Source organism: Streptococcus sp. HMSC071H03, from assembly GCF_001813035.1.
Classification (GTDB): Bacteria; Bacillota; Bacilli; order Lactobacillales; family Streptococcaceae; genus Streptococcus; species Streptococcus anginosus.
On the sequence record NZ_KV811159.1, the window covers coordinates 61,624 to 86,433 of the forward strand.

Consider the following 24,810-nt stretch of genomic DNA (forward strand, 5'->3'; position numbering starts at 1 on the left):
TCCCAAGAATGGAGGAAGATTGTGAGTCAAGGAAAGATTATAAAGTTTCGGGTCCTTTGGTGGTCGCCTCTGGGATGCAGGAAGCGAATATTCAGGATATTTGTCGTGTGGGCAATTTGGGCTTGATTGGGGAAATCATTGAGATGCGTCGAGATGAGGCCTCCATTCAGGTATATGAAGAGACCTCTGGGCTTGGACCAGGAGAGCCGGTGGAAACAACGGGGAGTCCGTTGTCGGTCGAATTGGGACCGGGGCTGATTTCGCAAATGTTTGACGGAATTCAGCGGCCTTTGGCACGCTTTCAAGCGGTGACGCAGAGTGATTTTCTGGTGCGCGGAGTGCAGCTGCCTCATCTGAATCGTGAGACCAAGTGGAACTTTGTGCCTTGTCTGGAGATTGGAGCAGAGGTAACAGCCGGAGATATTCTGGGTACGGTTCAAGAAACCGAGCTGGTAGTCCACCGCATTCTAGTGCCAATTGGTGTCAGTGGTCGTGTGACCAAGATAGAAGCAGGGAGTTATACTGTCGATCAGCCTGTCTATGAGATTGAGCAGGCAGATGGCTCTATCTTTGCTGGCAGTCTTATGCAGAAATGGCCGGTTCGCCGAGGTCGCCCATTTGCTCAAAAGCTGATTCCAGAGGAGCCTTTGGTGACGGGCCAACGAGTGATTGATACCTTTTTCCCCGTGACCAAGGGCGGTGCGGCTGCTGTTCCAGGTCCTTTTGGAGCAGGCAAGACCGTTGTTCAGCACCAGGTCGCTAAATTTGCCAATGTGGATATCGTTATCTACGTGGGCTGTGGCGAGCGAGGCAATGAAATGACCGATGTACTGAATGAATTTCCAGAGTTGATTGATCCAGCAACTGGTCAGTCTATCATGCAGCGAACTGTTCTGATTGCTAACACGTCCAATATGCCAGTTGCGGCGCGTGAGGCTTCTATTTATACAGGAATTACAATTGCTGAGTACTTCCGAGACATGGGCTACTCTGTGGCCATTATGGCAGATTCGACCTCACGTTGGGCAGAAGCTCTGCGGGAAATGTCCGGGCGTTTGGAAGAAATGCCGGGCGACGAAGGCTATCCAGCCTATCTGGGCAGCCGTATTGCTGAATATTACGAACGAGCTGGTCGGGTTAAAACCTTAGGGAGTGACGAGCGTGAGGGAAGCATTACCGCAATCGGCGCTGTTTCCCCTCCGGGTGGAGATATTTCTGAGCCAGTCACGCAAAACACTCTGCGGATTGTCAAAGTTTTCTGGAGCTTGGACGCTCAGTTGGCACAACGTCGCCATTTCCCTGCGATTAACTGGCTTAGCTCTTACTCGCTTTATCTAGACGAGGTGGGTCAATATATCGATCAGCATGAGCAGTTGGCTTGGTCGGAAAAAGTGACCAAGGCGATGAACATTCTCCAAAAAGAGAGTGAGCTACAGGAAATTGTGCGGCTGGTTGGTCTGGATTCTCTGTCTGAAAGGGATCGTCTCACCATGAATACAGCAAAGATGATTCGTGAGGATTACCTGCAGCAGAATGCTTTTGATGAGGTTGATACCTACACTTCCTTTAAAAAGCAAGTGGCTCTGCTCACTAATATCCTAATATTTGATGAGGAAGCCAATCGTGCCTTGAATTTAGGTGCTTACTTTACTGAAGTCATGAATGGTACTGTGGAGCTACGCGATCGGATTGCCCGCTCTAAATTTATCCCAGAGGATCAGTTGGAAGCAATTCGCAGTTTGGATACCGCTATTCGAGAAAAACTGCATGATATTCTTGCCCAAGGAGGAGCAATCAATGAACGTGATTAAAGAATACCGTACCGTCAGTGAAGTTGTCGGTCCCTTGATGATTGTGGAGCAAGTCGAAGGTGTGCATTTTAATGAGCTGGTGGAAATCCAGCTCCATGATGGAACCAAGCGCCAGGGGCAGGTCTTGGAAGTGCAGGAAGACAAGGCGATGGTGCAGCTGTTTGAAGGCTCCAGCGGTATCAATCTAGAAAAAGCCAAGGTTCGTTTTACCGGCAGACCGCTTGAATTGCCAGTGTCAGAAGATATGGTAGGGCGAATTTTCAACGGTATGGGCAAGCCTATTGACGGTGGACCAGATATTTTGCCGGAAAAATACTTGGATATTGACGGTCAAGCCATCAATCCAGTCGCGCGAGATTATCCCGATGAGTTTATCCAGACTGGAATTTCAGCCATTGATCACCTCAATACCTTAGTTCGAGGACAAAAATTGCCAGTTTTCTCTGGGGCGGGTCTACCCCATAAGGAATTGGCTGCCCAGATTGCTCGTCAAGCTACGGTGCTCAATTCAGAAGAAAATTTTGCAGTAGTCTTTGCGGCTATGGGGATTACCTTTGAAGAAGCCGAGTTTTTCATGAATGACTTGCGAGAAACGGGAGCTATTGACCGCTCTATCCTCTTTATCAATCTAGCCAATGATCCTGCTATTGAGCGGATTGCGACACCGCGGATTGCCCTGACTGCTGCTGAATATTTGGCTTATGAAAAAGACATGCATGTTCTCGTCATCATGACAGATATGACCAACTACTGCGAGGCCTTGCGCGAAGTATCCGCAGCTCGTCGAGAAGTGCCGGGACGTCGAGGTTATCCGGGCTATCTCTATACCAATCTTTCCACCCTTTATGAACGGGCGGGGCGCTTGGTGGGGAAGAAAGGCTCTGTGACGCAGATTCCTATTCTCACCATGCCTGAGGATGACATCACTCATCCCATTCCTGATTTGACGGGTTACATCACCGAAGGCCAGATTATCCTGTCGCGTGACCTTTACAACAGTGGGTATCGTCCACCGATTAACGTACTGCCGTCTCTTTCGCGCCTCAAAGACAAGGGTTCTGGCGAAGGAAAGACTCGGGGAGACCATGCAGCAACCATGAATCAGCTCTTTGCGGCTTATGCACAAGGCAAACAAGCCAAAGAATTAGCGGTTATATTAGGAGAATCAGCCTTATCTGACACCGACAAGCTCTATGTTCAATTTACCGATCGATTTGAAAAAGAATATATCAATCAAGGTTTTTATACCAATCGGACGATTGAAGAAAGTTTGGATTTAGGCTGGGAATTGTTGTCTATTTTGCCACGGACGGAGCTTAAGCGGATCAAGGACGACATGATTGATCAATATTTACCAGAAAGTAAACAGCAAGCCTAAGGAGGTGATCTGAATGGCTCGTTTAAATGTCAAACCAACCCGAATGGAGCTGAACAACCTGAAAGAGCGCCTGAGAACAGCTACTCGCGGTCATAAACTTCTCAAGGATAAGCGAGATGAACTGATGCGTCGTTTCATTGAAGCTGTTCGCGAAAACAACCGCCTTCGCCAAAAAGTTGAAACAGCTCTGGTTGGTCACATGCAGGATTTTGTATTGGCGAAAACCTTGGAAAGTGACCTCATGGTAGAAGAGATTTTTGCTGTCCCTATGCGAGAAGTCAACCTCCATATCGAACAGGAGAATATCATGAGTGTGCAGGTGCCAAAAATGCATGCTCATATTGATAATCCTTATGGTGATGATGAGGGAGATGTGGTTTATAGCTATGTGGCTTCTAACAGCCAGATGGATGAGACGATTGAGGATATGGGCAACTTATTGCCCGACCTCCTGCACTTAGCAGAGATTGAAAAGAGCTGCCAGCTGATGGCAGATGAGATTGAAAAGACCCGCCGTCGGGTCAATGGCTTAGAGTATGCAACCATTCCAGATCTCACAGAAACCATTCATTATATCGAAATGAAGCTAGAAGAAGCCGAGCGCGCTAGTCTAGTGAGAGTAATGAAGGTGAAATAAAAACAAAACGGATGGTGGATTCTATGAACTCACGTCCGTTTGTTTTTTTGAGGTAGCTATATAAACAATAAAAATCTCCAACTCCACTCTCTCACATTTCCCATAAAATGCGGGAATTTTCTGATAAATCATGTTATAATAGAACAGACTACACGAAAGGGACAAAAATTCATGACTTTAGTTTATCAATCAACGCGTGATGCAAACAATACGGTGACAGCCAGTCAGGCTATTTTGCAGGGGTTAGCAACGGATGGTGGTCTCTTTACGCCGATTTCTTATCCGCAGGTGGAACTGGATTTTACTAAACTCAAAGACGCTTCCTATCAGGAAGTTGCAAAATTGATTTTATCTGCTTTTTTAGATGACTTTACAGATCAAGAGCTGGATGACTGCATTAACAATGCCTATGACAGCAAATTTGACACACCAGAGATTGCTCCCTTGGTGAAACTGAACGGGCAATACAATTTGGAACTTTTCCATGGTTCTACGATTGCTTTCAAGGATATGGCCTTGTCTATCCTCCCACATTTGATGACGACGGCAGCGAAAAAGCATGGTTTGAAAAATAAAATTGTCATTTTGACGGCGACTTCTGGTGATACCGGAAAAGCAGCTATGGCAGGCTTTGCCGATGTGCCAGGAACGGAAATCATCGTCTTTTACCCTAAAGACGGTGTCAGCAAGGTTCAGGAGCTGCAAATGACCACTCAGACGGGGGACAATACTCATGTGGTGGCTATTGAGGGCAATTTTGATGACGCCCAGACCAATGTCAAAAGTATGTTTAATGATGCGGCTCTTCGGGAGCGTTTAGCTACACATCAGTTGCAATTTTCTTCTGCTAACTCCATGAATATCGGGCGTTTGGTGCCACAGATTGTTTACTATGTTTATGCCTATGCACAATTGGTTAAAACCAGTCAGATTCAGGCAGGCGAAGCAGTTAATTTTGCTGTTCCAACTGGAAACTTCGGCAATATCTTAGCAGCCTATTATGCTAAACAAATCGGTCTTCCGGTGGGCAAGTTGATTTGTGCTTCCAATGAAAACAATGTTTTGACCGATTTCTTTAAGACGCAGGTCTATGATAAAAAGCGTAGCTTTAAGGTAACGTCTAGTCCGTCTATGGATATTTTAGTTTCTTCAAATTTAGAGCGTTTAATTTTCCACCTGTTAGGAAATAGTGCAGAAAAGACAGCGGATTTGATGAAGTCTCTCAATCAGCATGGTCAGTATGAGTTGACTGATTTTGACCCAGCTATTTTAGAACTCTTTGCGGCAGAATATGCCACCGAAGTTGAGACAGCATCTGAGATCAAACGAGTTTATGAGGCGTCTGATTACATTGAAGATCCGCACACAGCGGTCGCTTCAGCTGTTTATCAAAAATACCGGACAGCTACAAGTGATGAGACTACGACTGTTATTGCTTCAACCGCCAGTCCTTACAAATTCCCAGTTGTGGCAGTCGAGGCTGTGACTGGGCAGACAGGTCTGAGTGATTTTGAAGCATTGGCTAAGTTACATGAGCTTTCCGGTGTGGCAGTTCCGCCAGCGGTGGATGGCTTAGAAACCGCACAAGTCCGCCATAAAACGACTGTCGCTGCTGACCAAATGCAGGCAGCAGTAGAAAGCTATTTAGGACTTTAATAATCTAATAAATTTTTGTAACAAACACTCAGTTGGCTACCAGCTGAGTGTTTTCAGATTGCAACAGGGTGTAAACAAAATATTGCCAGCAAAGTGCAGAAAAGTGTATAATCAAAAGCAGGAGTTTCATGATGTATGACTACTTATAAAAAGATTTTAAATATTGCCCTACCAGCCATGGTCGAAAACTTTTTGCAGATGCTAATGGGAATGGTGGACTCGTATTTGGTAGCGAGTCTCGGTCTCGTGGCTATTTCAGGAGTTTCGGTTGCTGGTAATATCGTTACGATTTACCAAGCCATTTTTATTGCGCTGGGAGCAGCAGTAACCAGTCTCATTTCCAAGAGTTTGGGAGAAGGAGACCGAGACAATCTGGCTTATCACACTAGTGAAGCCATTAAGCTCACCATGCTTGTGAGTATGTTTCTGGGGCTTTTCTCGCTTGTTTTTGGACGCCAGATATTAGCTTGGCTGGGAACGGAGCCTGTCGTCGCCAATGCAGGTGGTCTTTATCTGGCTTTAATCGGGGGAACGATTCTCCTTTTGGGTCTGATGACTACGCTAGGCTCCTTGATTCGAGCAACTAGCAATCCTTGTATGCCTATGTATATCAGCTTTTTAAGCAATCTGCTCAATGTCTTTTTTTCTAGTATTGCGATTTTTATTTTCCACATGGGAATTGTTGGAGTGGCGCTGGGCACCATTTTAGCCCGTCTGGTAGGCGTTTTGATTTTATGGAAAGAATTGTCTCTGCCTTTAGCGCCTTGGAGTTGGAGGCTGGATTGGGACTTGTTGCGTTTATCTCTGCCAGCTGCTGGAGAGCGGCTGATGATGCGGGCTGGAGATGTGGTGATTATTGCCATTATCGTTAAGTTCGGGACAGATGCCGTTGCGGGAAATGCTATTGGAGAGGTTCTGACCCAGTTTAACTATATGCCGGGTTTTGGAGTCGCTACCGCAACGGTTATGTTGGTGGCTCATGCGGTGGGACAGGCAGATTTTCAAACAGTTAGGAAGCTGACGAAGCAGACCTACTGGCTATCTCTTGGACTCATGCTAGCGGTGGCTCTGTTTATTTTTTCATTTGGACAGCCACTAACACATCTTTATACAAAGGATAGCGGCGCTGTAACAGCTAGCTTGTCGGTCATTCTTTTTTCACTTTTGGGTGTGCCTATGACAGCAGGAACAGTCATCTACACGGCTGTTTGGCAAGGATTGGGCAATGCGAAGTTACCTTTTTATGCCACGACGGTTGGTATGTGGCTGATTCGCATTGTGGCGGGCTACTTTCTGGGAGTAACTCTGGGATTGGGCTTGCCCGGAGGTTGGACAGCCACCCTTTTGGACAATACCTTTCGCTGGATTTTTTTACAAATCATCTATCAACGAAAAATGAGGAGTCAAACATGACAAGAGCTTTTATTTGGGATTTGGACGGAACCTTGCTGGACTCTTATGATGCGATTTTGGCGGGGCTTGAGGAAACCTATATGCACTATGGCTTGGATTTTGACAGACCAGCTATCCATGCTTATATCTTGCAACATTCTGTTCAGAAATTACTGGAAAAAGTCGCAACAGAAAAAGGTTTAGATGCTGAAGAGATGAACCGCTTTCGAGGTCAAAGTTTGCAAGAGAAAAATGCTCACATTCAGCTCATGGATGGTGCTAAGGCTATTCTTACTTGGGCGCAGGAAGCAGATATTCAGCAGTTTGTCTATACTCATAAAGGGAAAAATGCTTATCAAATTTTGGCGGATTTAGAGATTTTGGATTATTTCACAGAAATTGTAACTACTGCTAATGGATTTGCAAGGAAGCCCGACCCAGAAGGTGTGAACTATCTCGTAGAGAAATACCAGCTGGATAAGACAAGCACTTACTATATCGGCGACCGGACGTTGGATGTAGATGTTGCCTTTAACAGCGGTATTCAATCAATCAATTTCTGCGATGACCGACCAAACATTAATCACGAAATCAACCATTTACTAGAGATTAAACAGATAATCTGTTAAAGGGGAGCAAAATATTTGCTTTTCTTTTTTTGATAGTCTATAATTGATTTATCAATAATTGACTAGTCAATTAAAGCCGGGAAGGAGAATATATGGTTGCCATTCATCACCTGCTATATCAATTGCATTTAACCGATCAAGCCATCACGCAACTCTTTGAGAAAAAATTAGAAATCAGCTTAACGCGGTACGAGATACTGGATTTTTTATTGGACAATGCTCCATGCAGTCAAGTTGCTGTGCAAGAGGTCTTAAAAATCGATCCTGCAGCCTTAACTCGGCATTTCAAACTTTTAGAAGAGCGCGGTTATGTTCAACGGAGCCGCAATCCCAAAAATCAACGAGAGGTTCTAGTGAATGTCACGAATGTTGCAAAAGAGCAGCTTTTGCATGAGCCACCGACCTATCATGTAAATGTCAAAAAGCAAATGGAAAAAGTTCTCTCGAATGATGAGAAAAGGACGCTGAGCACTTTATTAGAAAAACTTGTATCTGGCTTAGATCAGATTACCGTGGAAAAACATTAGAAAGAAAAAATTATGTCACTCATTACTACTATATTAGCTACACTTGTCGCACTGGAACACCTCTATATTTTTTATCTAGAAAGTATCGCTACCCAGTCAGACAGCACCAGCCGAGTCTTTAATATGACAAAGGAAGAATTATCTCGCCCGTCCGTTACTTCCTTGTTTAAAAATCAAGGGGTTTACAATGCCTTTTTAGCTCTTTTCCTACTATATGGCTTGTATATTTCACATAATTTAGAAATTGTGACCGTTTTTATTTTGTTTGTTATCGGGGTTGCAGCGTATGGTGCAGCCACAGCTAACAAGAAAATCATCTTGACTCAAGGCGGACCTGCGATTTTAGCTATTCTAAGCATTTTATTGTTTAAATAGCACCAAATATTAACCATTATAAAAATATAAATTAACCACCGTTAATAGTTTGTGCTATAATATATAGTAGAAATAATTCTACAATAGAAAGAATGATAGAAATGTCAGACAAAAAGGTTTCCTTAAGTGAAGTTAACCAAAGTATTGTAACGCCTAAAAACGCTGGTTTCTTTCGTACTTTATTAGCTTTTTCAGGGCCGGGAATGCTGGTTGCCGTTGGTTATATGGATCCGGGAAATTGGATTACAAGTGTTGTAGGTGGTGCTACCTATCGTTATTTGCTCTTATCAGCTGTCTTGGTTTCTTCTGTAATGGCTATGCAGTTACAACAAATGGCGGGAAAATTAGGAATTGTCACAAGGATGGATTTGGCACAAGCCATTGCGGCTCATACGTCAAAGCCAGTTCGCTATCTCCTTTGGGTTATTACAGAGTTGGCTTTAATGGCAACGGACTTGGCAGAAGTCATCGGTGCAGGGATTGCGCTTCATTTACTATTTGGCTGGTCTTTGCTATTTTCGATTCTGATTACAGTCTTTGATGTTTTCTTGTTGCTTTTTTTGATGAAATTAGGCTTTCGTAAGATTGAAGCAATTGTTGGAACGCTGATTTTAACTATTTTATTGATTTTCTTATATCTGGTAATCCTTGCAAAGCCCAATCTTCATCATATTTTATCAGGATATTTGCCAAACGTGGCAGCTTATCAACATACGGCTAGTAAAAATGGAACGTCCGTTTTGACCTTGGCACTGGGCATTGTAGGGGCAACGGTTATGCCGCACAATTTGTATTTGCACTCTTCTATCGCCCAAACGCGAAAAGTTAACTACAAGGCTAAACAATCTGTACATGAAGCTGTACGGTTTATGACGTGGGACTCGAATATTCAATTGAGTTTGGCTTTTGTGGTTAATTCTTTGCTGTTGATTTTAGGAGCAGCTTTATTCTTTGGTCATGCGGATAAAATTGGTGCTTTTTCTGCAATGTACAACGCCTTAAAAGACCCTCAAATTGCTGGAGCTATTGCTAGCCCGATCCTCTCAACGCTCTTTGCAGTCGCTTTGTTAGCTAGTGGTCAAAACTCAACAATCACAGGAACCTTAACGGGACAAATCGTGATGGAAGGCTTTTTAAACATGAAGCTGCCGCCGTGGTTTCTTCGCTTGGTAACTCGCTTACTAGCTCTTTTACCGGTTGTGATTGTTGCTATTTTATACGGAGACAAAGAACAGGTGCTAGACAATCTTTTGGTCTATTCCCAAGTCTTTCTTTCTGTCGCTTTGCCATTTTCAATCTTTCCACTCGTGTATTTCAGCTCTAATAAAAAGCTCATGGGCGAATTTGTCAACAGCAAATGGAATACCTACTTAGCTTATGCCGTTTCTATTTTATTAACTATTTTGAATGTAAAACTTGTGGTTGATCTTTTTTAAAAATTTGTCTATCAGTTCAATTTTCTCTAGAATAAATGGCTTAAAAGCGCTATAATGAAAGTGGAAAGATTCTCATATACGGAGGTGTCAAGATGGACGAATTGAAAAAAGTTTTGCTGGCAGGAATTGGATTGACTTCCATGACTTATGATAAAGCTACCGAATTTGTCAAAGAATTGATTGCCAAAGGTCGCTTAACGGTGGATGAAGGCAAACAGCTTCAGTCAGAGCTAAAGCGCAAAGTAAATGAAAAAACGGCTGAAAGTCCAGAGGAGCAATCCGATGATGTATATGCCACCAAGCAAGATATTGAACGACTAGAAGATAAACTAGATCAGCTACTCAAAGGATTTTCAAAAACAGAAGAATAATCTTCCTGATAACGCAGTCACAACTTTATAAAGGCTGCGTTTTTTGCTAAACTAAAAGTAGGATTTGAAAGAAAAAATAATGATAACAAGCAGAATGAGGATAACCTTATGGCAAATAAACGCTTACGAGAGATTCTAACAGCCTTTAGTGCAGTCGGCTGGTCCAATTTGAAAGATCGAAAAAAACCGTTGGACGAGAAAAAAGCTCCCAAGCAATTGCGAGAAGCTTTTGAACAACTAGGACCCAGTTTTGTAAAAATCGGTCAAATTTTATCTACCCGTAGTGACTTATTGCCAGAAATCTATATCAAGGAATTGAGCAAGCTGCAAGATGACGTCAATCCTTTGGACAAAGAGACGGTCATGGCTGCGATTGAAGATGAGTTAAAGCGTCCGATTGAGCAACTCTTTTCAGATGTTTCACAAGAGCATTTGGCGAGCGCTTCCGTGGCACAAACTCATCGTGCTGTTTTGTTAAATGGCGATGAAGTAGTACTGAAAATTCAGCGTCCGCACATTCAAGAGCAAATTACAGAAGACCTTGCTCTTCTGGTTCGTTTAGCCCGTCATTTTCCCAAACATTTGCTGCCCATGGTGGATTTACCAAAGATTTTGCAACAGTTACAGACAACATTGCTGAACGAAATTGACTTTCGCAACGAAGCTAAGTACATGGATGAGTTCGCCCAATATAATCAAGATATTCCTTGTGTTGGAGTGCCAAAAGTCTATCCAGAGTTTACCACTCCGCACTTGATTGTGGAGGAATATATTCCAGGTGTCCGTATCAATCAATATGCTGTTTTACAAGAAGCGGGTTACGATTTGGCAGATATTGGTCAGAAACTTATGTTGAGCTTTATCAAGCAGGTATTTAAAGATGGATTCTTTCATGGTGATCCACACCCCGGCAATCTCTTGATTCATGAAGGAAAGATTTATTTTATTGATTTTGGGATTATGGGAGAATTGGAAACGGGTTTTCGTATGTCTCTAAACGACATGTTGTCTAGCTTTACGACACAGGACATTGACTCGATGACGCAGGCTATTCTGACCATTACGACGGCTAGTGAACCAATCAATAAATTACAACTAGAGCAAGATGTTGAACGCATGTTGACCAAGTATGGCAATTTAGAGTTGGGCTCCTTATCTATTACAGATATGTTTGAGGACGTAGTGGCGGTTTGTACACGTCATCATTTGCAAGTACCATCCCAGATGACTATTTTGGAAAAATCTGCCTTGCAAATTGAAGGTCTCTTTCGCGAGCTAGCTCCTAATATCAATCTGATGACACTCGCCAAGCAATATTTCCTTGAAAATATGAAGTCAGATATTCTACACCAGACTTTGAGTTACGATTCTTTCTTAATCGAACTACTTTACTTGCTACGGCATGGAAAAAGTATTCCGCGACGACTACACCAACTTGTGGAGCAAGTGGTGAACGGTCGCTTGGTTGTCAACCATGACTTAATTGACTACAATCAACGATTTCGGCGTATTGAATCCTTAGCCAATCGTCTTGTACTAAGCCTTGTCTTCTTAGCTTTATTACTGACAGGAGGGATTTTAACCCTTAATCCAGACATACTGTTTTTAGCAAAATTTCTGTTAACATTAGCAGGATTGGTATTAGTGTGGTTATTCTATCTTATCATCTGCTCCACAAAAAAATAACATAAAAAGTGAGCGTGACAACTTACTTCTTCATCCGTTTTTCAAGCTCAGAAGAGCTATGGGAGATGAGACTATGAACTAAGAATTTTCAAGATTAGTTCGGTTTCACTCCCTTTCTTTATCTTCCAAACTGTTTGTAACGATCAGTTTGTCATTAGAGGAAGTTTGCTTGAAACAAACATAGTCTGTGAGAGGGAAATGAATCAACTTTAAAAAGGTTTCTGCAAATTGTTCAGGAGGGGTAGGTTCAGGTTGGGTAATCCAAATTTCGATAAAGATCAAAATTCGTGGGACAAGAACTTGAGCAGCCTTTTCTTTTGGAATGTTTAATGTTTGATAGTCAATCGTAATATGTTGTTCAATCCATTGTCCATAGGTATTTCGTAAAAATTCCCTCCAATATGGATCTGCTGCTGTTGTAAAAAGACAGCTGATTTGTTTTCGGTGGGTGTATAAGATAGGAATCACTACCTCTGCAAAAAAGACAAAAGGATCAGGATAAACTTTCTTATCATAAGTTTGAAAAATCATTCGAAATTCAGCATCAAGTTCTTTATGAATATAGTCTAGAATTTCATGATTTCCATTGAAATGACGTTTGTAAATGGCTTGTCTTGAAATTCCAGCCTTTTTGGCAATTTCTGCTAAAGAAAAATGCATTTTATTTGGATGTTCCATAGCAAGCTCAAAAAAAGCCTCTAGAATTTTTTCTCTCGTATTAAGTACCATCTTGCTCCCTCCTTATAAATATTCTAATTTAAAAAATATATGTAGTCTAGCAAAACCATCGAAAAAAGTTTACATTTTGTAAACCACCTGCGAGATATCCTGTTGTATATCAATGGGGTGTTTAAAACTTTACAGTTTGTCAAGAAATAGAACTAAAATATAGAGCATTTTGCTTGAAAGGACTATAAGGTGGTTGATATAATGGTATTAGTGGAGTTTTGTACTTTTGTACAAAGTCCTGAAAAACCAAAGAAAGGAAATCGTCATGATTAAAAAAGCGATGAATCTTGTTGGGGTTGCATTATTGCTGGCTTCAACAATCTTATCACCAGCTAGTGCTGTTGCTCAGACATTGTCGAATCAATCTTCTACAGTGACAACTCAGTCATCTCCGAAAACAGGAACGACTGAACAGCCAACGTCTCCTACTGAGTCAACGCAAAAGACAGCAGATACTAGTTCTAGTCAGGGGCAGCAGCCTGCTACTGAGAATAAAGCGGAAGCTAATTCAAATGAGCAGGAAAATAAGCCAAGCACCTCAAAAGAAGAAAGCTCTGATGCTAGCCAAGTAAAAGAAGATACATCTTCACAAAAAGCTAGTAAGGTAGAGGAAAAGAGTGAGACTCAGCCAGGAGCTCCACCGAGAAGTAAAAGAACACGGAGAGCAATTGCTGGACCGAAGCCTATTGATGATGTGATTACAGACTTCTCTATTACTGATAATGGAGGTCATGATTTAAATCACAAGCTAGATAAATGGGAAACATTTCGCTTAAACGCCAAGTTTAGCTTGCCAAATAATGGTGTTAAAGCAGGAGACTACACTACGATTGCTTTGCCAGACAAGTTAGCTTTTGGTGATGTTAAGCCGTTTGAATTAAAAGATACAAAAGATCAAGTCGTTGCAAAAGCTGTGATTGATCCTCAAACTAGAACAGTAACATTAACCTATACAAAGTATGTAGAAAATCACTCTAATGTAACAGGTAGCTTTTATTTTTATGCCCGAGTTAATCATGAAATCGTGAAAGAAGAAACTGATGTGAATTTTGATATATCTGTTAATGGAAAGGTGAAATTTCACAAAAAAGTTGGGTTTAAAGGAGTTGGAAAAGCTGAAAAGACAGACATCACCAAATCTGGTTGGTTTGATGCTCAAAAGGGTATTCACTACAAACTTCCAATTAACCGTTCAGGGAAAAATATTCCCAATGCAGTTGTTAAGGACACATTTGGGACTCCTGGTGTAACTTACATTCAAAGTACTTTTAAAATTTATAAAGGGAAATGGGTTGCAAACCATGACAAATGGGAATTTAAAAATATGGAAGATGTTACCAATCGATTTCATGTTGAATTCTCAAACAATTCGTTTTCTGTTAACTTAGGAAATATAAAATCTGATGAAGGTTATCAGATAGAGTATGATGCTAAAGCAAGCTATGAGTTAACTGATGGGGAGATTCTCGAGAACAAGGCTTCTTTATTGTCTAATGATAGGGAAATTAGCCATGTTGGCTTTAGGAATACTTATCAGGCAGCAGGTGGTAAAGCTGAAGGTTATGTTTATTCCATCAAACTCCATAAACAGGATGAGAAAACAGGACAAGCCTTAGCTGGTGCTCGATTTAAAGTAACACGTGATCGAAATGGTCAGGTAGTCGGTGAATATGAGACTGATGCGAATGGTGATGTCACGATTCCTAAGCTGCTGAAAGATAACTACACTATTGAGGAAATTAAAGCTCCAGACGGATACCAAAAATCAACTGAAAAGATTAGTGTGAAACCAACTGACTTTGGGACAGATAAAGTTTATAGACCGACAGTTACCAATAAGAAAAACGAAAAAGTTTCTGCTCAACTTCAGGTTCAGAAAGAGTTAATCGGCCGGAAACTGAAGGATCAAGAATTTCAATTTGAATTGAAGAAAGATGGGGAACAAAACCCACTTCAAACAAAATCAAATGATGCTGACGGTAAAGTAACATTTGATGCTCTTGAATTTACTGAAGAAGGAACTTATAACTATACTATTTCTGAAAAACGTCAAGACCATCCTGAAAAGGGAATTTACTATGACCCAAATGATATTCAAGTTACAGTAAAAGTTTCAAGAAATCAAGAAGGTAAATTAGCTACAGAAGTTACTTATCAAGGAAATGGTGCAAATGGACAGTTAGAGAAAAAAGACACCTTCACAAACCACTATATACCGGATAAGACAAGTACAAAACTTGCTGTAACTAAAAAATTAGTTGGCCGAGATCTTCAAGATGGTGAATTCGAATTTGAACTGAAAGATCTACAAAACAACAACAAAATTTTGGAAACTGTAAAAAATAAAGCAGATGGTAAGGTTGAATTCAAAGAGATTGAATATACTAAAGCCGGAACCTACAATTATACTATTACAGAAAAATCGGGTAATGTTGCTGGTGTAGAGTATGACCCTAATCTTATTTCAGTTACGGTAAAAGTTGAAGATCAGGGCGGTCAGCTGAAAGTCACCAAAGTGACGTATTCAGAAGCTAATAAAGAGATCGAAAATCCAACTTTTATCAATCGATATACTCCAGGAAAGACTTTTGCTCGATTAGAAGTGAATAAAATTCTGACAGGCCGTCAGCTGCAAAAAGATGAATTTGAGTTTGAGTTGAAGAACGATGACACAGGAGTTGTTGAAGATACTGCGAAAAACAACACTGATGGTAAAGTGACCTTCAAAGAATTAGAGTATAAAAAAGCAGGTAACTACCACTATACCATTACAGAGAAAAAAGGTCAGTTAGGTAGCATTACTTATGATACGAAAGAAGTGAAAGCTACTGTCAAAATTACAGATGACGGAAAAGGCAAACTCCATTCTGACATTATCTATGAAAAAGATGATACCACTTTCAACAACACCTATACACCTCAAGCTACTTCTGCAACCTTCGATGTGACCAAAGAACTCACGGGTCGCAAACTGAAAGCGCAAGAATTTGAGTTTGAGTTGAAGGAAGATGGTAAGCCAAACGTTCTTCAAACAGCTAAAAATGATGCTCAAGGAAAAGTTCAGTTCCAAGCTATTACCTACGATAAAGCAGGTGACTACCACTACACCATTACAGAAAAAAATAATGGCCTGACAGGGGTTACTTATGACTCGAGCGAAGTCAAAGTCACAGTTAAAGTAACGGATGATGGTAAAGGGAAACTAAGTACTACCGTGACTTATGACGGTGGTAAAAAGACCTTTAAGAATACGTTCACACCAAAAGAAATCACAGTACCACTACAAGTGACAAAAACTTTAACTGGTCGCAATCTACAAGATGACGAGTTTGAGTTTGAGCTGTATGATGGAAAAGATAATAGTTTACTTCAAACAGTTAAAAATAAAGCGGATGGTACGATTCCTTTCACAGCTCTTAAGTTCACCAAGACTGGTCTTTACAACTACCTTATCAAAGAGAAAGCTGGTAAGGTTCTAGGTGTTGACTACGATAAACAACCAATTAAGGTTACCATTCGTGTTCAACAAGAAGAGGATGGACAGTTGATTTACAATATCGTCTACCTCGGTCTTGACGAGAGCGGTAAAAATCAAATTTCTAAACAAAGCTTTACAAATAAATATACTGCCAAAGGTACCGATGCTACTTTCTCTGTCACGAAGAAATTAACCGGACGTGCTTTGAAGGATGGCGAGTTTAGTTTTGATCTGAAAGAAGATGGCAAGGCAGATGTTCTTCAAACCAAGAAGAATGATAAATATGGTAAGGTTCAATTTGATGCAATCAAGTATCAAACTGTTGGTACTCACAAGTACACCATTACTGAGAAAAACACAGGATTGGGTGGTGTGACTTACGACACCAAGACCATCAAGGTAACAGTTGAAGTCACTGATAATGGTAAAGGTCAGCTTGTTTCAAAAGTAACCTATGAAAACAATGACCAAACTTTCAACAATACATACTCTAGTCAAAAGGTTAGTGCACAACTAAGCGTGACTAAAGAACTGACAGGTCGTGCATTAAACGATCAAGAGTTCGAATTTGAATTAGTCGGATCTGATGACAACGTTCGTCAAACGAAGAAAAATGCAACAGACGGTCGTGTTACTTTTGATGCGATTGACTATACAAAAGTCGGAACTTATCATTACACCATCAAAGAGAAGGACAATGGCTTAGGCGGTGTAACTTACGACAAGAAAGAAATCAAGGCGACTGTAAAAGTCACTGATGATGGCAATGGTCAGTTAGTTGCCCAAGTATCTTACGATACAGCTAATCCAACCTTCCGCAATACTTACCTTGCTAAGGAAACAACTGCGACATTAGAAGCGAACAAAGTGCTAACTGGTCGCGAATTGAAAGCGAATGAATTTGCCTTTGACTTGATTGATCCAAACGGTAAAGTGGTGGATACCGTTAAGAACGCTAAAGATGGTAAGATTTCATTTAAAGAGTTGACATTCAAAACAGCTGGAACTTATACTTATACCATTAAAGAACAAGCTGGTGCTTTAGGCGGTGTGAAATATGACACCAAAGTAATCAAAGCAACAGTCACTGTCACGGATGATGGTAAAGGTCAACTACATACAACAGTTGCTTATGAAAACAACCAAAACACCTTCACGAATACTTATTCAGCAGATAAAGCCACTGCGACACTTTCTGCTAAGAAGCTATTAGAAGGTCGTAACCTCAAAGAAGGGGAATTTGAATTTGAACTGACTGGTACAGACGATCAAGTTCGCCAAACGAAGACAAATGCACAAGATGGTAGCGTCACTTTTGATACCATTGAGTATACTAAGGTAGGTACTTATCACTACACCATCACCGAAAAAGATACGAAACTCGGTGGTGTGAAATATGACACCAAAGTGATCAAAGCGACAGTCACTGTTACAGACGATGGTCAAGGCCGCTTAGTAACAAAAGTTTCTTATGAAAAAGATGATCAGACCTTCAAGAACACTTATTCCGCTGCAAAAACAAACGCACAACTCTCTGTTAAGAAAGCCTTGACAGGTCGTGCTTTGAAAGATGGCGAGTTTGAGTTTGAATTGAAAGGTCAAGATGATAAAGTTACTCAAAGCAAGAAGAATGCTCAAGACGGTAGTGTCACTTTCGATACGATTGAGTACACGAAAACTGGTACTTATCATTACACCATCACCGAAAAGAACATCAGACTAGGCGGTGTAACGTATGATAAGAAAGTGATTAAAGCAACCGTAACCGTAACAGATAATGGTCAAGGTCAATTGGTAGCACAAGTTGCCTATGAACAGAATGACCAAACCTTTACGAACCAATACCAAGCTGCTCCAACGGATGCTCAGCTTTCAGCTAACAAGCAATTAAGTGGTCGTGACCTTAAAACTGGTGAATTCAGTTTTGAACTAAAAAATGACAAGGACGAAGTGCTTGAAACGGTGACAAATGATAAGGACGGTAAAATTACCTTTAAGAAGTTGACTTATACAGCAGTTGGTACTTATCAGTACACGATTACCGAAAAAGATACGAAGCTTGGCGGTGTGAAATATGACACTAAGGTAATCAAAGCAACCGTTACTGTGACCGACAATGGCGCAGGGAAACTGGTAGCAACTGTATCTTATGATACAAAAGATCGTGTCTTCAACAATACTTATACGGCAGATTCAGTCCAAGCAACGGTTGAAGTAACTAAGAAATTGGTCGGTCGTACCTTGAAAGCAAATGAATTTGAGTTTGTATTGAAGGATGAAAGAGGTCAAGTGCTTCAAACGAAGAAAAATACCGCAGATGGTTCGGTAAACTTTGATGCTTTTGAATACAAAACAACTGGTACCTACCATTACACGATTGCAGAAAAGGATACAAAACTTCAAGGAATCACTTATGATAAGAAGGTGATTAAGGTGACAGTAACAGTCACAGATGATGGTAATGGTCATTTGGTTGCCAAAGTAAGTTATGACAAGAACATAAAGACATTTGAAAATCGCTATACTCCACCAAAGAAAGGTTTGCCTAAGACAGGTACGGTCATTCATACAGTAGCTATTTTCATTGGTTTGATTGTTTTGGTCGGTGCAGTTTATCTCATCAAGAAGAAATCTTGATAAAATCAAGACTTCAGAAAAATAATAAGTTTAAATTGGGAATCTAGAGAGCATTCTCCTCCGAAATGGGGGCTCTTTAGATCCCCTTTTTGGTGCCTAGAGCATAGAATGTGAAAAGAAAAAGGAAGAGCTGTTTCCTAGAGAAAATGGACTTAGAAAAGTTATACAAAAATTTAGAGAATACTTAATCCTTTTCGTGGAAACTATGCTGAAATTTTCACTTGACTCTTTTTTTCTTTATGATATACTTAACTAGTAAAGAATTAACTGGTTAATCAGAAAAGGAGCAACATGAGTCAATTAGCACATGAAATGGATCATTTCTTAAATGAAATCATTTTAAAAGCCGAGAATCAGCATGAGATTTTGATTGGTTCTTGTACAAGTGGAATGCCTTTGACAAATACTCAAGAGCACATCTTGATGTTGCTGTCTGAGGAGTCGTTGACAAACTCAGAGTTGGCGAAGCGCTTAAACGTCAGTCAAGCAGCTGTAACAAAGGCTATCAAATCGCTCATCAAACAAGAAATGCTGGAACCTTTCAAGAATCAGAAAGATGCGCGTGTTATTTTTTATCGGTTGACAGAATTAGCGAAGCCAGTTGCCGCGGAGCATCATCATCATCATCAGCATACATTGGAAATTTACGAAAAAATCGCCAATCAATACACTCCTAATGAGCAAGCTACCATTCAAAAATTCTTGGAAACCTTAGTAGGAGAAATCGGAAAATGAGATATATCACAGTTGAAGATTTGTCCTTTTATTATGATAAGGAGCCTGTGTTGGAGCATATTAACTATTATGTGGATAGTGGTGAGTTTGTGACTTTGACAGGTGAAAATGGAGCAGCAAAAACGACCTTGATCAAGGCTAGTCTTGAGATTTTGCAGCCTCGATTTGGTAAGGTGACGATTTCTAAGACGAATACAGCTGGCAAGAAGTTGCGGATTGCTTATCTGCCGCAGCAAATCGCTAGTTTTAATGCGGGTTTTCCAAGCACCGTCTATGAATTTGTTAAATCAGGTCGGTATCCGCGTAAAGGATGGTTTCGTCGTTTGAATGCGCATGATGAAGAACATATCAAGGTCAGTCTGGACGCCGTTGGCATGTGGGAACATCGAGACAAGCGGATTGGCTCGCTTTCGGGTGGGCAAAAGCAGCGGGCGGTCATTGCGCGCATGTTTGCTTCGGATCCGGATATTTTTGTATTGGATGAGCCGACAACGGGGATGGATGCTGGTAGCAAGGATGAATTTTATGATTTGATGCACCACAGTGCGCATCGGCATGGCAAGGCTGTGCTGATGATTACGCATGATCCAGAGGAAGTTCGAAAATATGCGGACCGCAATATTCATTTGGTGCGAAATCAAGATTCGCCATGGCGGTGCTTCAATGTTCACGAGAGTGATCAGGAGGTGAGCCATGTTTAATTTATTGTCTTATGACTTTATGCAGCGGGCTTTTCTAGCAGTGATTGCTATGAGTCTGTTTTCGCCGGTTTTAGGAACTTTCTTGATTTTACGTCGTCAGAGTTTGATGAGTGATACGCTCAGCCACGTGTCGCTTTCGGGGGTTGCTTTTGGCTTGGTGCTAGGCATCTCACCTACGATTTCAACTGTCATTATTGTGATGATTGCGGCAGTCTTCTTAGAATACCTGCGGACAATCTACAAGGATTTTATGGAAATCGGAACGGCAATTCTGATGTCTACAGGACTTGCCATTGCTTTGATTGTGATGAGTAGGGGCAAGAGTTCCAGTTCTATGAGTTTGGATCAGTATTTATTTGGCTCTATTGTCACGATTAGTACGGAGCAGGTGATTTCACTCTTTATTATTGCGGCAATCGTACTTGTGTTGACTTTTCTCTTCATTCGACCAATGTATATTTTGACCTTTGATGAGGATACAGCTTTTGTGGACGGACTGCCTGTTCGTACCATGTCTATTCTGTTTAACATTGTGACAGGTGTTGCCATTGCCCTCATGATTCCAGCGGCAGGTGCCTTGCTGGTATCAACCATTATGGTGTTGCCGGCAAGTATTGCTTTGCGGTTGGGGAAGAACTTTAAAACTGTTATCTTGTTGGCAAATATCATCGGCTTCTTAGGTATGATTGCTGGTTTGTATATTTCGTATTATGCAGAAACGCCAGCCAGTGCAAGTATTACCATTATTTTTGTCGGCGTATTTTTACTAGTAAATTTATTGAAAAAATTTATCAAATAGGAGTAAGAAATGAAGAAAATTGGTCTATTAGTAGCAAGTTTACTGAGCATCTTTTTAGTGGCTTGTTCCAATCAAAAAAGTGCAAATGGGAAATTAAATGTTGTCACAACATTTTACCCGATTTATGAATTTACCAAGCAAGTGGCAGGCGATACTGCCAATGTCAAACTCTTGATTGGTGCAGGAACAGAACCACATGAATATGAACCTTCTGCTAAGGCGGTTGCAACGATTCAAGATGCAGATACTTTCGTTTATGAAAATGAAAACATGGAAACTTGGGTGCCAAAATTGCTTAAAACCTTGAAAAAAGGTAAAGTGAATGTGGTGAAGGCGACTGGGAAGATGTTGCTACTGCCTGGTACAGAAGAGGAAGAAGACCATGATCATGGGAGCGAAGGACATCATCATGAATACGATCCTCATGTATGGTTATCACCAAAACGTGCCATTAAAATGGTGGAGAATATTCGCGACAGCTTAAGTAAACGCTACCCAGATAAGAAAGTCACTTTCCAAAAGAACGCAGCAGCCTACATTAAGAAATTAGAAACTCTGGATAAAGAATACGCAGCGGGATTGGCAAATGCCAAACAAAAGAGTTTTGTGACACAGCACGCAGCCTTTCGTTATTTAGCGTTAGACTACGGTTTGAAGCAAGTGCCTATTTCAGGACTTTCACCAGATAGTGAGCCTTCAGCGGCACGTTTGGCTGAATTGACAAAATATATTAAGAAAAACAATATCAAGTACATTTACTTTGAAGAAAATGCTTCTCAAGCACTGGCATCTACTTTGGCAAAAGAAACGGGTGTGAAGCTGGATGTGCTCAATCCGCTTGAAAGTTTAACAGAAAAACAAACCAAGGACGGGGCAGACTACATTTCAATCATGAAATCCAACCTGAAAGCCTTGAAAAAGACAACCGATCAAGAAGGCGCTGAAATTTCTGCTGAAAAAGAGGAAAATACAAAGACCGTACAAAATGGCTACTTTGAAGATAGTGCTGTTAAAGACCGTACGTTGTCTGACTACGCTGGTCAATGGCAATCCGTTTATCCATATTTGCAAGATGGAACTTTAGACCAAGTCTTTGATTACAAAGCAAAATTAAGCGGTAAGATGACAGCTGCTGAGTACAAAGCGTATTATGAAAAAGGCTACAAGACAGATGTGTCTCATATCAATATCACAGATAAGACTATGGAATTTGTAGTCAACGGACAAAAGAAGAAATATACTTATAAATATGTTGGTAAGCATACATTGACGTACTCTAAAGGAAACCGAGGCGTGCGTTTCATGTTTGAAGCGACAGACCCAGATGCAGGTAAGTATAAATACGTTCAATTTAGCGACCATAATATTGCACCAACGAAAGCAGCGCATTTCCATATCTTCTACGGCGGTGAAAGCCAAGAAGCCCTCTTTAACGAATTGGAAAATTGGCCAACTTACTACCCAACGAAATTAAGCGGACAAGAAATCGCTCAAGAAATGCTTGCGCATTGATAAAACCACAAATTTCTATACAGAAAGAGAAAAATCGAGTTGAGCAATCTTCTCGATTTTTTGCTTGACAATTGTTGATTACAGATGTAAACTATAAAAGAATAAAAAATTACAATTGTAATCAGAAAAGAGATGAGAGAGAATGGAACAACAAAATATCAGTCAGGCAGAATGGCAGGTCATGCGCGTTTTGTGGGCGTATCCTCATAGCAGAAGTACTGAGGTGGTGGAGCGTTTAGAAACTGATTTTGATTGGAAACCGGCTACTGTTAAAACCTTACTTAATCGTCTGAAAACCAAAGAATTTATTTCAATGGAAAAGATTGAGGGGAAATTTTACTATGATGCGTTAATTTTAGAAGATGAGCACTTGGAAAATAGTTGGCGTACCTTGCTTGACAATATGTGCAATACCAAGCATGGTGATTTAGTAGTTTCAATACTAGAAAGCAATCAATTCAGTCAAACAGATTTATCTCGAATCCTAGATGTTGTAAAAGAAAAGCAGGTACAAGCGCCGGAGACGATTCAGTGCAATTGTCCACCAGGTCAATGTACTTGTGGCGCGCATTGCCAAGATGACACGAATCAATCAAAAATGGCGGAGTAAGAAATGGAAAAAGACAAAAAAGAGTATAAATTATCCGGTATGACCTGTGCAGCTTGCGCGATGACCATTGAAATGGCCGTCAAGGAACTTCCAATGGTTGAGGAAGCTACTGTGAACTTGGCGACGGAAAAATTGACAGTTTTTCCCAAAGAAGGATTTGCAAGCGAGCAAGTCTTAGAGGCTGTGAAAGAAGCGGGTTACCAAGCGGTAGAAAAAGGGGAACAAAAGCAGTCTGATTATGCGAAGCAAGTCGCGGAAAAGCAAGAAAACGTGCGCAAAATGGCGCGTCAGATTTGGTTTGCGGCAGGAGCGACCGTGCCACTCCTCTATATTTCAATGGGGAGCATGATTGGCTTGCCGTTACCCTCCTTTTTAGATCACATGACGCATCCCATTGCCTTTGTATTGGCGCAATTTTTCCTTACTTTGCCAGCGATTTGGGTTGGTCGCGGTTTTTATGTACGTGGTTTTCGGAATTTGGCAAAACGGCATCCGAACATGGATAGTTTGATTGCTGTAGGAACGAGTGCAGCCTTTCTGTATAGTTTGTACTCGGTCGTTCAAGTTTTGCTGGGGCATCATACTTTTGTACACCAGTTGTATTTTGAATCAGTTGGTGTGATTATCACTCTTGTTTTACTGGGGAAATATCTGGAAGACAATGCCAAAGGACGAACCTCACAAGCGATTCAAAGTTTGATGAGTTTGGTACCCGACCAAGCGACCGTTATTCGCTATGGCGAAGTCGTAACAATTGATACAGAAGACATCAAGGTTGGAGATATTGTGCGGATTAAACCGGGAGAACGTATGCCAGTAGACGGTGTGGTTATCTCTGGACAAACCTATGTGGATGAGTCTATGATGACAGGTGAAAGTGTTCCTGTCGAAAAAAACGTCGGAGATGTGATTACCAGTGCCACTATGAATCAAACGGGTTCTATTGACTATGAAGCAACCAAAGTCGGTTCGGACACAACTTTAGCTCAGATTGTTCATTTGGTAGAGGAAGCGCAAGGCTCGAAAGCGCCTATTGCGGCTATGGCAGATAAGATCTCGCTCTATTTTGTACCAATTGTCTTGAGTTTGGCAGTTTTAGCAGCTCTGTTGTGGTACGTTCTGGCGGGAGAGAGTTTGCAATTCTCACTTTCTATCTTTATTGCGGTGTTGGTCATTGCTTGTCCTTGTGCGCTTGGCTTAGCTACTCCGACGGCTATTATGGTAGGTACGGGGAAGGGCGCTGAAAATGGCGTCTTGATTAAGTCAGGGCAGGCTCTTGAAGCGACTCATTTGGTAGATGTTGTCGTTCTGGATAAGACAGGTACGATTACCGAAGGGAAGCCAAGTTTGACGGATGTGTTGACTTTTGGTGATGTCACACGGGAAGAATTGCTACATTCGCTTGCAAGTAGTGAGCAACATTCAGAACATCCGCTGGCAATTGCTATTTTAGAAGCCGCTAAAGCGGAAGCTATACCATTAGCATCGGTAACAGATTTTCAAGCGATTTCAGGTAAAGGGATTGCAGCTCAAGTAAAAGCTCAAGAAATTCTAATTGGGAATGAAAACTTAATGAGACAATACCAAGTCGAGCTCGGAGAATATATCTCTGACTTGATTTCCTTATCGCATCAAGGAAAGACGGCTATGTTTGTCGCTTTGGATAGACAACTGGTGGGGATGATAGCAGTCGCTGACCAAATCAAAAAAA

The 24,810-nt window shown here is 41.2% G+C and carries 17 protein-coding genes and 2 pseudogenes; 18 read left to right on the top strand and 1 reads right to left on the bottom strand.

From position 1 onward, the window contains the following. The first annotated feature begins 21 nt into the window (after positions 1–21). The 11 genes and pseudogenes from HMPREF2887_RS04015 to HMPREF2887_RS04065 all read left to right on the top strand — a co-directional run bounded on the left by HMPREF2887_RS04015 (position 22) and on the right by HMPREF2887_RS04065 (position 11,898). Positions 22–1,811: pseudogene (locus HMPREF2887_RS04015) on the top strand (V-type ATP synthase subunit A). Continuing rightward, the gene (locus tag HMPREF2887_RS04020; protein ID WP_022526413.1) at positions 1,798–3,189 is read left to right on the top strand and encodes a V-type ATP synthase subunit B; all 1,392 of its coding nucleotides are present in this window, start codon (positions 1,798–1,800) and stop codon (positions 3,187–3,189) included. Before HMPREF2887_RS04015 ends, HMPREF2887_RS04020 begins: the two are co-directional and overlap by 14 nt. 13 nt (positions 3,190–3,202) lie before the next feature. Then, positions 3,203–3,826, top strand: a complete 624-nt coding sequence (locus tag HMPREF2887_RS04025; RefSeq protein ID WP_084740590.1) for a V-type ATP synthase subunit D — start codon at positions 3,203–3,205, stop codon at positions 3,824–3,826. A 171-nt stretch (positions 3,827–3,997) separates the two neighbouring features. Then, a complete protein-coding gene (gene thrC, locus HMPREF2887_RS04030) occupies positions 3,998–5,482 on the top strand; it encodes a threonine synthase (RefSeq protein WP_084740593.1) in 1,485 nt (494 codons plus the stop codon). 135 nt (positions 5,483–5,617) lie between these two features. After that, a complete protein-coding gene (locus tag HMPREF2887_RS04035) occupies positions 5,618–6,895 on the top strand; it encodes an MATE family efflux transporter (protein ID WP_084740597.1) in 1,278 nt (425 codons plus the stop codon). Next, positions 6,892–7,503 carry an HAD-IA family hydrolase gene (locus HMPREF2887_RS04040; protein WP_084740599.1) on the top strand — a complete coding sequence of 204 codons (612 nt, stop codon included), beginning with the start codon at positions 6,892–6,894 and terminating at the stop codon, positions 7,501–7,503. The genes HMPREF2887_RS04035 and HMPREF2887_RS04040 overlap by 4 nt, the downstream gene beginning before the upstream one ends. Positions 7,504–7,595: 92 nt before the next feature. Then, entirely contained in the window at positions 7,596–8,030 is a 435-nt protein-coding gene (locus HMPREF2887_RS04045) for a MarR family winged helix-turn-helix transcriptional regulator (RefSeq protein WP_084740601.1), read from the top strand. A 12-nt stretch (positions 8,031–8,042) separates the two neighbouring features. Further along, the gene (locus tag HMPREF2887_RS04050) at positions 8,043–8,405 is read left to right on the top strand and encodes a DUF1304 domain-containing protein (RefSeq protein ID WP_022526408.1); all 363 of its coding nucleotides are present in this window, start codon (positions 8,043–8,045) and stop codon (positions 8,403–8,405) included. Positions 8,406–8,506: 101 nt separating this feature from the next. Continuing rightward, a complete protein-coding gene (locus tag HMPREF2887_RS04055) occupies positions 8,507–9,841 on the top strand; it encodes an Nramp family divalent metal transporter (RefSeq protein WP_022526407.1) in 1,335 nt (444 codons plus the stop codon). A 92-nt stretch (positions 9,842–9,933) separates the two neighbouring features. After that, a complete protein-coding gene (locus tag HMPREF2887_RS04060) occupies positions 9,934–10,212 on the top strand; it encodes a phasin family protein (protein WP_003032012.1) in 279 nt (92 codons plus the stop codon). A 108-nt stretch (positions 10,213–10,320) separates the two neighbouring features. Next, entirely contained in the window at positions 10,321–11,898 is a 1,578-nt protein-coding gene (locus HMPREF2887_RS04065) for an ABC1 kinase family protein (protein ID WP_084740604.1), read from the top strand. A gap of 105 nt (positions 11,899–12,003) precedes the next feature. Here HMPREF2887_RS04065 and HMPREF2887_RS04070 read toward each other — a convergent pair whose 3' ends face one another. Beyond that, positions 12,004–12,627, bottom strand: coding sequence for a TetR/AcrR family transcriptional regulator (locus HMPREF2887_RS04070; protein WP_084740606.1), 624 nt, complete (start codon positions 12,625–12,627; stop codon positions 12,004–12,006). 265 nt (positions 12,628–12,892) lie between these two features. On the opposite strand from HMPREF2887_RS04070, the gene HMPREF2887_RS04075 reads away from it, so the two are divergent. The 7 genes and pseudogenes from HMPREF2887_RS04075 to HMPREF2887_RS04105 form a co-directional block, all read left to right on the top strand. Next, positions 12,893–18,742 carry a Spy0128 family protein gene (locus HMPREF2887_RS04075; protein ID WP_084740609.1) on the top strand — a complete coding sequence of 1,950 codons (5,850 nt, stop codon included), beginning with the start codon at positions 12,893–12,895 and terminating at the stop codon, positions 18,740–18,742. A gap of 291 nt (positions 18,743–19,033) precedes the next feature. Beyond that, complete coding sequence (locus HMPREF2887_RS04080) at positions 19,034–19,477, top strand: zinc-dependent MarR family transcriptional regulator (RefSeq protein ID WP_003027297.1); 444 nt, start codon at positions 19,034–19,036, stop codon at positions 19,475–19,477. After that, positions 19,474–20,178 carry a metal ABC transporter ATP-binding protein gene (locus tag HMPREF2887_RS04085; protein WP_084740611.1) on the top strand — a complete coding sequence of 235 codons (705 nt, stop codon included), beginning with the start codon at positions 19,474–19,476 and terminating at the stop codon, positions 20,176–20,178. The genes HMPREF2887_RS04080 and HMPREF2887_RS04085 overlap by 4 nt, the downstream gene beginning before the upstream one ends. Next, a complete protein-coding gene (locus HMPREF2887_RS04090) occupies positions 20,171–20,977 on the top strand; it encodes a metal ABC transporter permease (RefSeq protein ID WP_003036961.1) in 807 nt (268 codons plus the stop codon). The genes HMPREF2887_RS04085 and HMPREF2887_RS04090 overlap by 8 nt, the downstream gene beginning before the upstream one ends. A gap of 9 nt (positions 20,978–20,986) precedes the next feature. Further along, positions 20,987–22,489, top strand: a complete 1,503-nt coding sequence (locus HMPREF2887_RS04095) for a zinc ABC transporter substrate-binding protein AdcA (protein ID WP_084740614.1) — start codon at positions 20,987–20,989, stop codon at positions 22,487–22,489. A gap of 142 nt (positions 22,490–22,631) precedes the next feature. Further along, positions 22,632–23,099, top strand: a complete 468-nt coding sequence (locus HMPREF2887_RS04100) for a CopY/TcrY family copper transport repressor (protein WP_003032025.1) — start codon at positions 22,632–22,634, stop codon at positions 23,097–23,099. Between the two features lie 3 nt (positions 23,100–23,102). Further along, positions 23,103–24,810 (top strand): annotated as a pseudogene (locus HMPREF2887_RS04105) (heavy metal translocating P-type ATPase); the annotation flags it as partial.

Excerpts from the sequence above, each read along its gene's own strand:
- HMPREF2887_RS04065 (WP_084740604.1), top strand. The coding sequence starts at position 10,321 with ATGGCAAATAAACGCTTACGAGAGATTCTAACAGCCTTTAGTGCAGTC.
- HMPREF2887_RS04020 (WP_022526413.1), top strand. The coding sequence starts at position 1,798 with ATGAACGTGATTAAAGAATACCGTACCGTCAGTGAAGTTGTCGGTCCC.
- HMPREF2887_RS04035 (WP_084740597.1), top strand. The coding sequence starts at position 5,618 with ATGACTACTTATAAAAAGATTTTAAATATTGCCCTACCAGCCATGGTC.
- thrC (WP_084740593.1), top strand. The coding sequence starts at position 3,998 with ATGACTTTAGTTTATCAATCAACGCGTGATGCAAACAATACGGTGACA.
- HMPREF2887_RS04025 (WP_084740590.1), top strand. The coding sequence starts at position 3,203 with ATGGCTCGTTTAAATGTCAAACCAACCCGAATGGAGCTGAACAACCTG.
- HMPREF2887_RS04095 (WP_084740614.1), top strand. The coding sequence starts at position 20,987 with ATGAAGAAAATTGGTCTATTAGTAGCAAGTTTACTGAGCATCTTTTTA.
- HMPREF2887_RS04080 (WP_003027297.1), top strand. The coding sequence starts at position 19,034 with ATGAGTCAATTAGCACATGAAATGGATCATTTCTTAAATGAAATCATT.
- HMPREF2887_RS04045 (WP_084740601.1), top strand. The coding sequence starts at position 7,596 with ATGGTTGCCATTCATCACCTGCTATATCAATTGCATTTAACCGATCAA.
- HMPREF2887_RS04075 (WP_084740609.1), top strand. The coding sequence starts at position 12,893 with ATGATTAAAAAAGCGATGAATCTTGTTGGGGTTGCATTATTGCTGGCT.
- HMPREF2887_RS04090 (WP_003036961.1), top strand. The coding sequence starts at position 20,171 with ATGTTTAATTTATTGTCTTATGACTTTATGCAGCGGGCTTTTCTAGCA.
- HMPREF2887_RS04055 (WP_022526407.1), top strand. The coding sequence starts at position 8,507 with ATGTCAGACAAAAAGGTTTCCTTAAGTGAAGTTAACCAAAGTATTGTA.
- HMPREF2887_RS04085 (WP_084740611.1), top strand. The coding sequence starts at position 19,474 with ATGAGATATATCACAGTTGAAGATTTGTCCTTTTATTATGATAAGGAG.
- HMPREF2887_RS04100 (WP_003032025.1), top strand. The coding sequence starts at position 22,632 with ATGGAACAACAAAATATCAGTCAGGCAGAATGGCAGGTCATGCGCGTT.
- HMPREF2887_RS04050 (WP_022526408.1), top strand. The coding sequence starts at position 8,043 with ATGTCACTCATTACTACTATATTAGCTACACTTGTCGCACTGGAACAC.
- HMPREF2887_RS04070 (WP_084740606.1), bottom strand. The coding sequence starts at position 12,627 with ATGGTACTTAATACGAGAGAAAAAATTCTAGAGGCTTTTTTTGAGCTT.
- HMPREF2887_RS04060 (WP_003032012.1), top strand. The coding sequence starts at position 9,934 with ATGGACGAATTGAAAAAAGTTTTGCTGGCAGGAATTGGATTGACTTCC.
- HMPREF2887_RS04040 (WP_084740599.1), top strand. The coding sequence starts at position 6,892 with ATGACAAGAGCTTTTATTTGGGATTTGGACGGAACCTTGCTGGACTCT.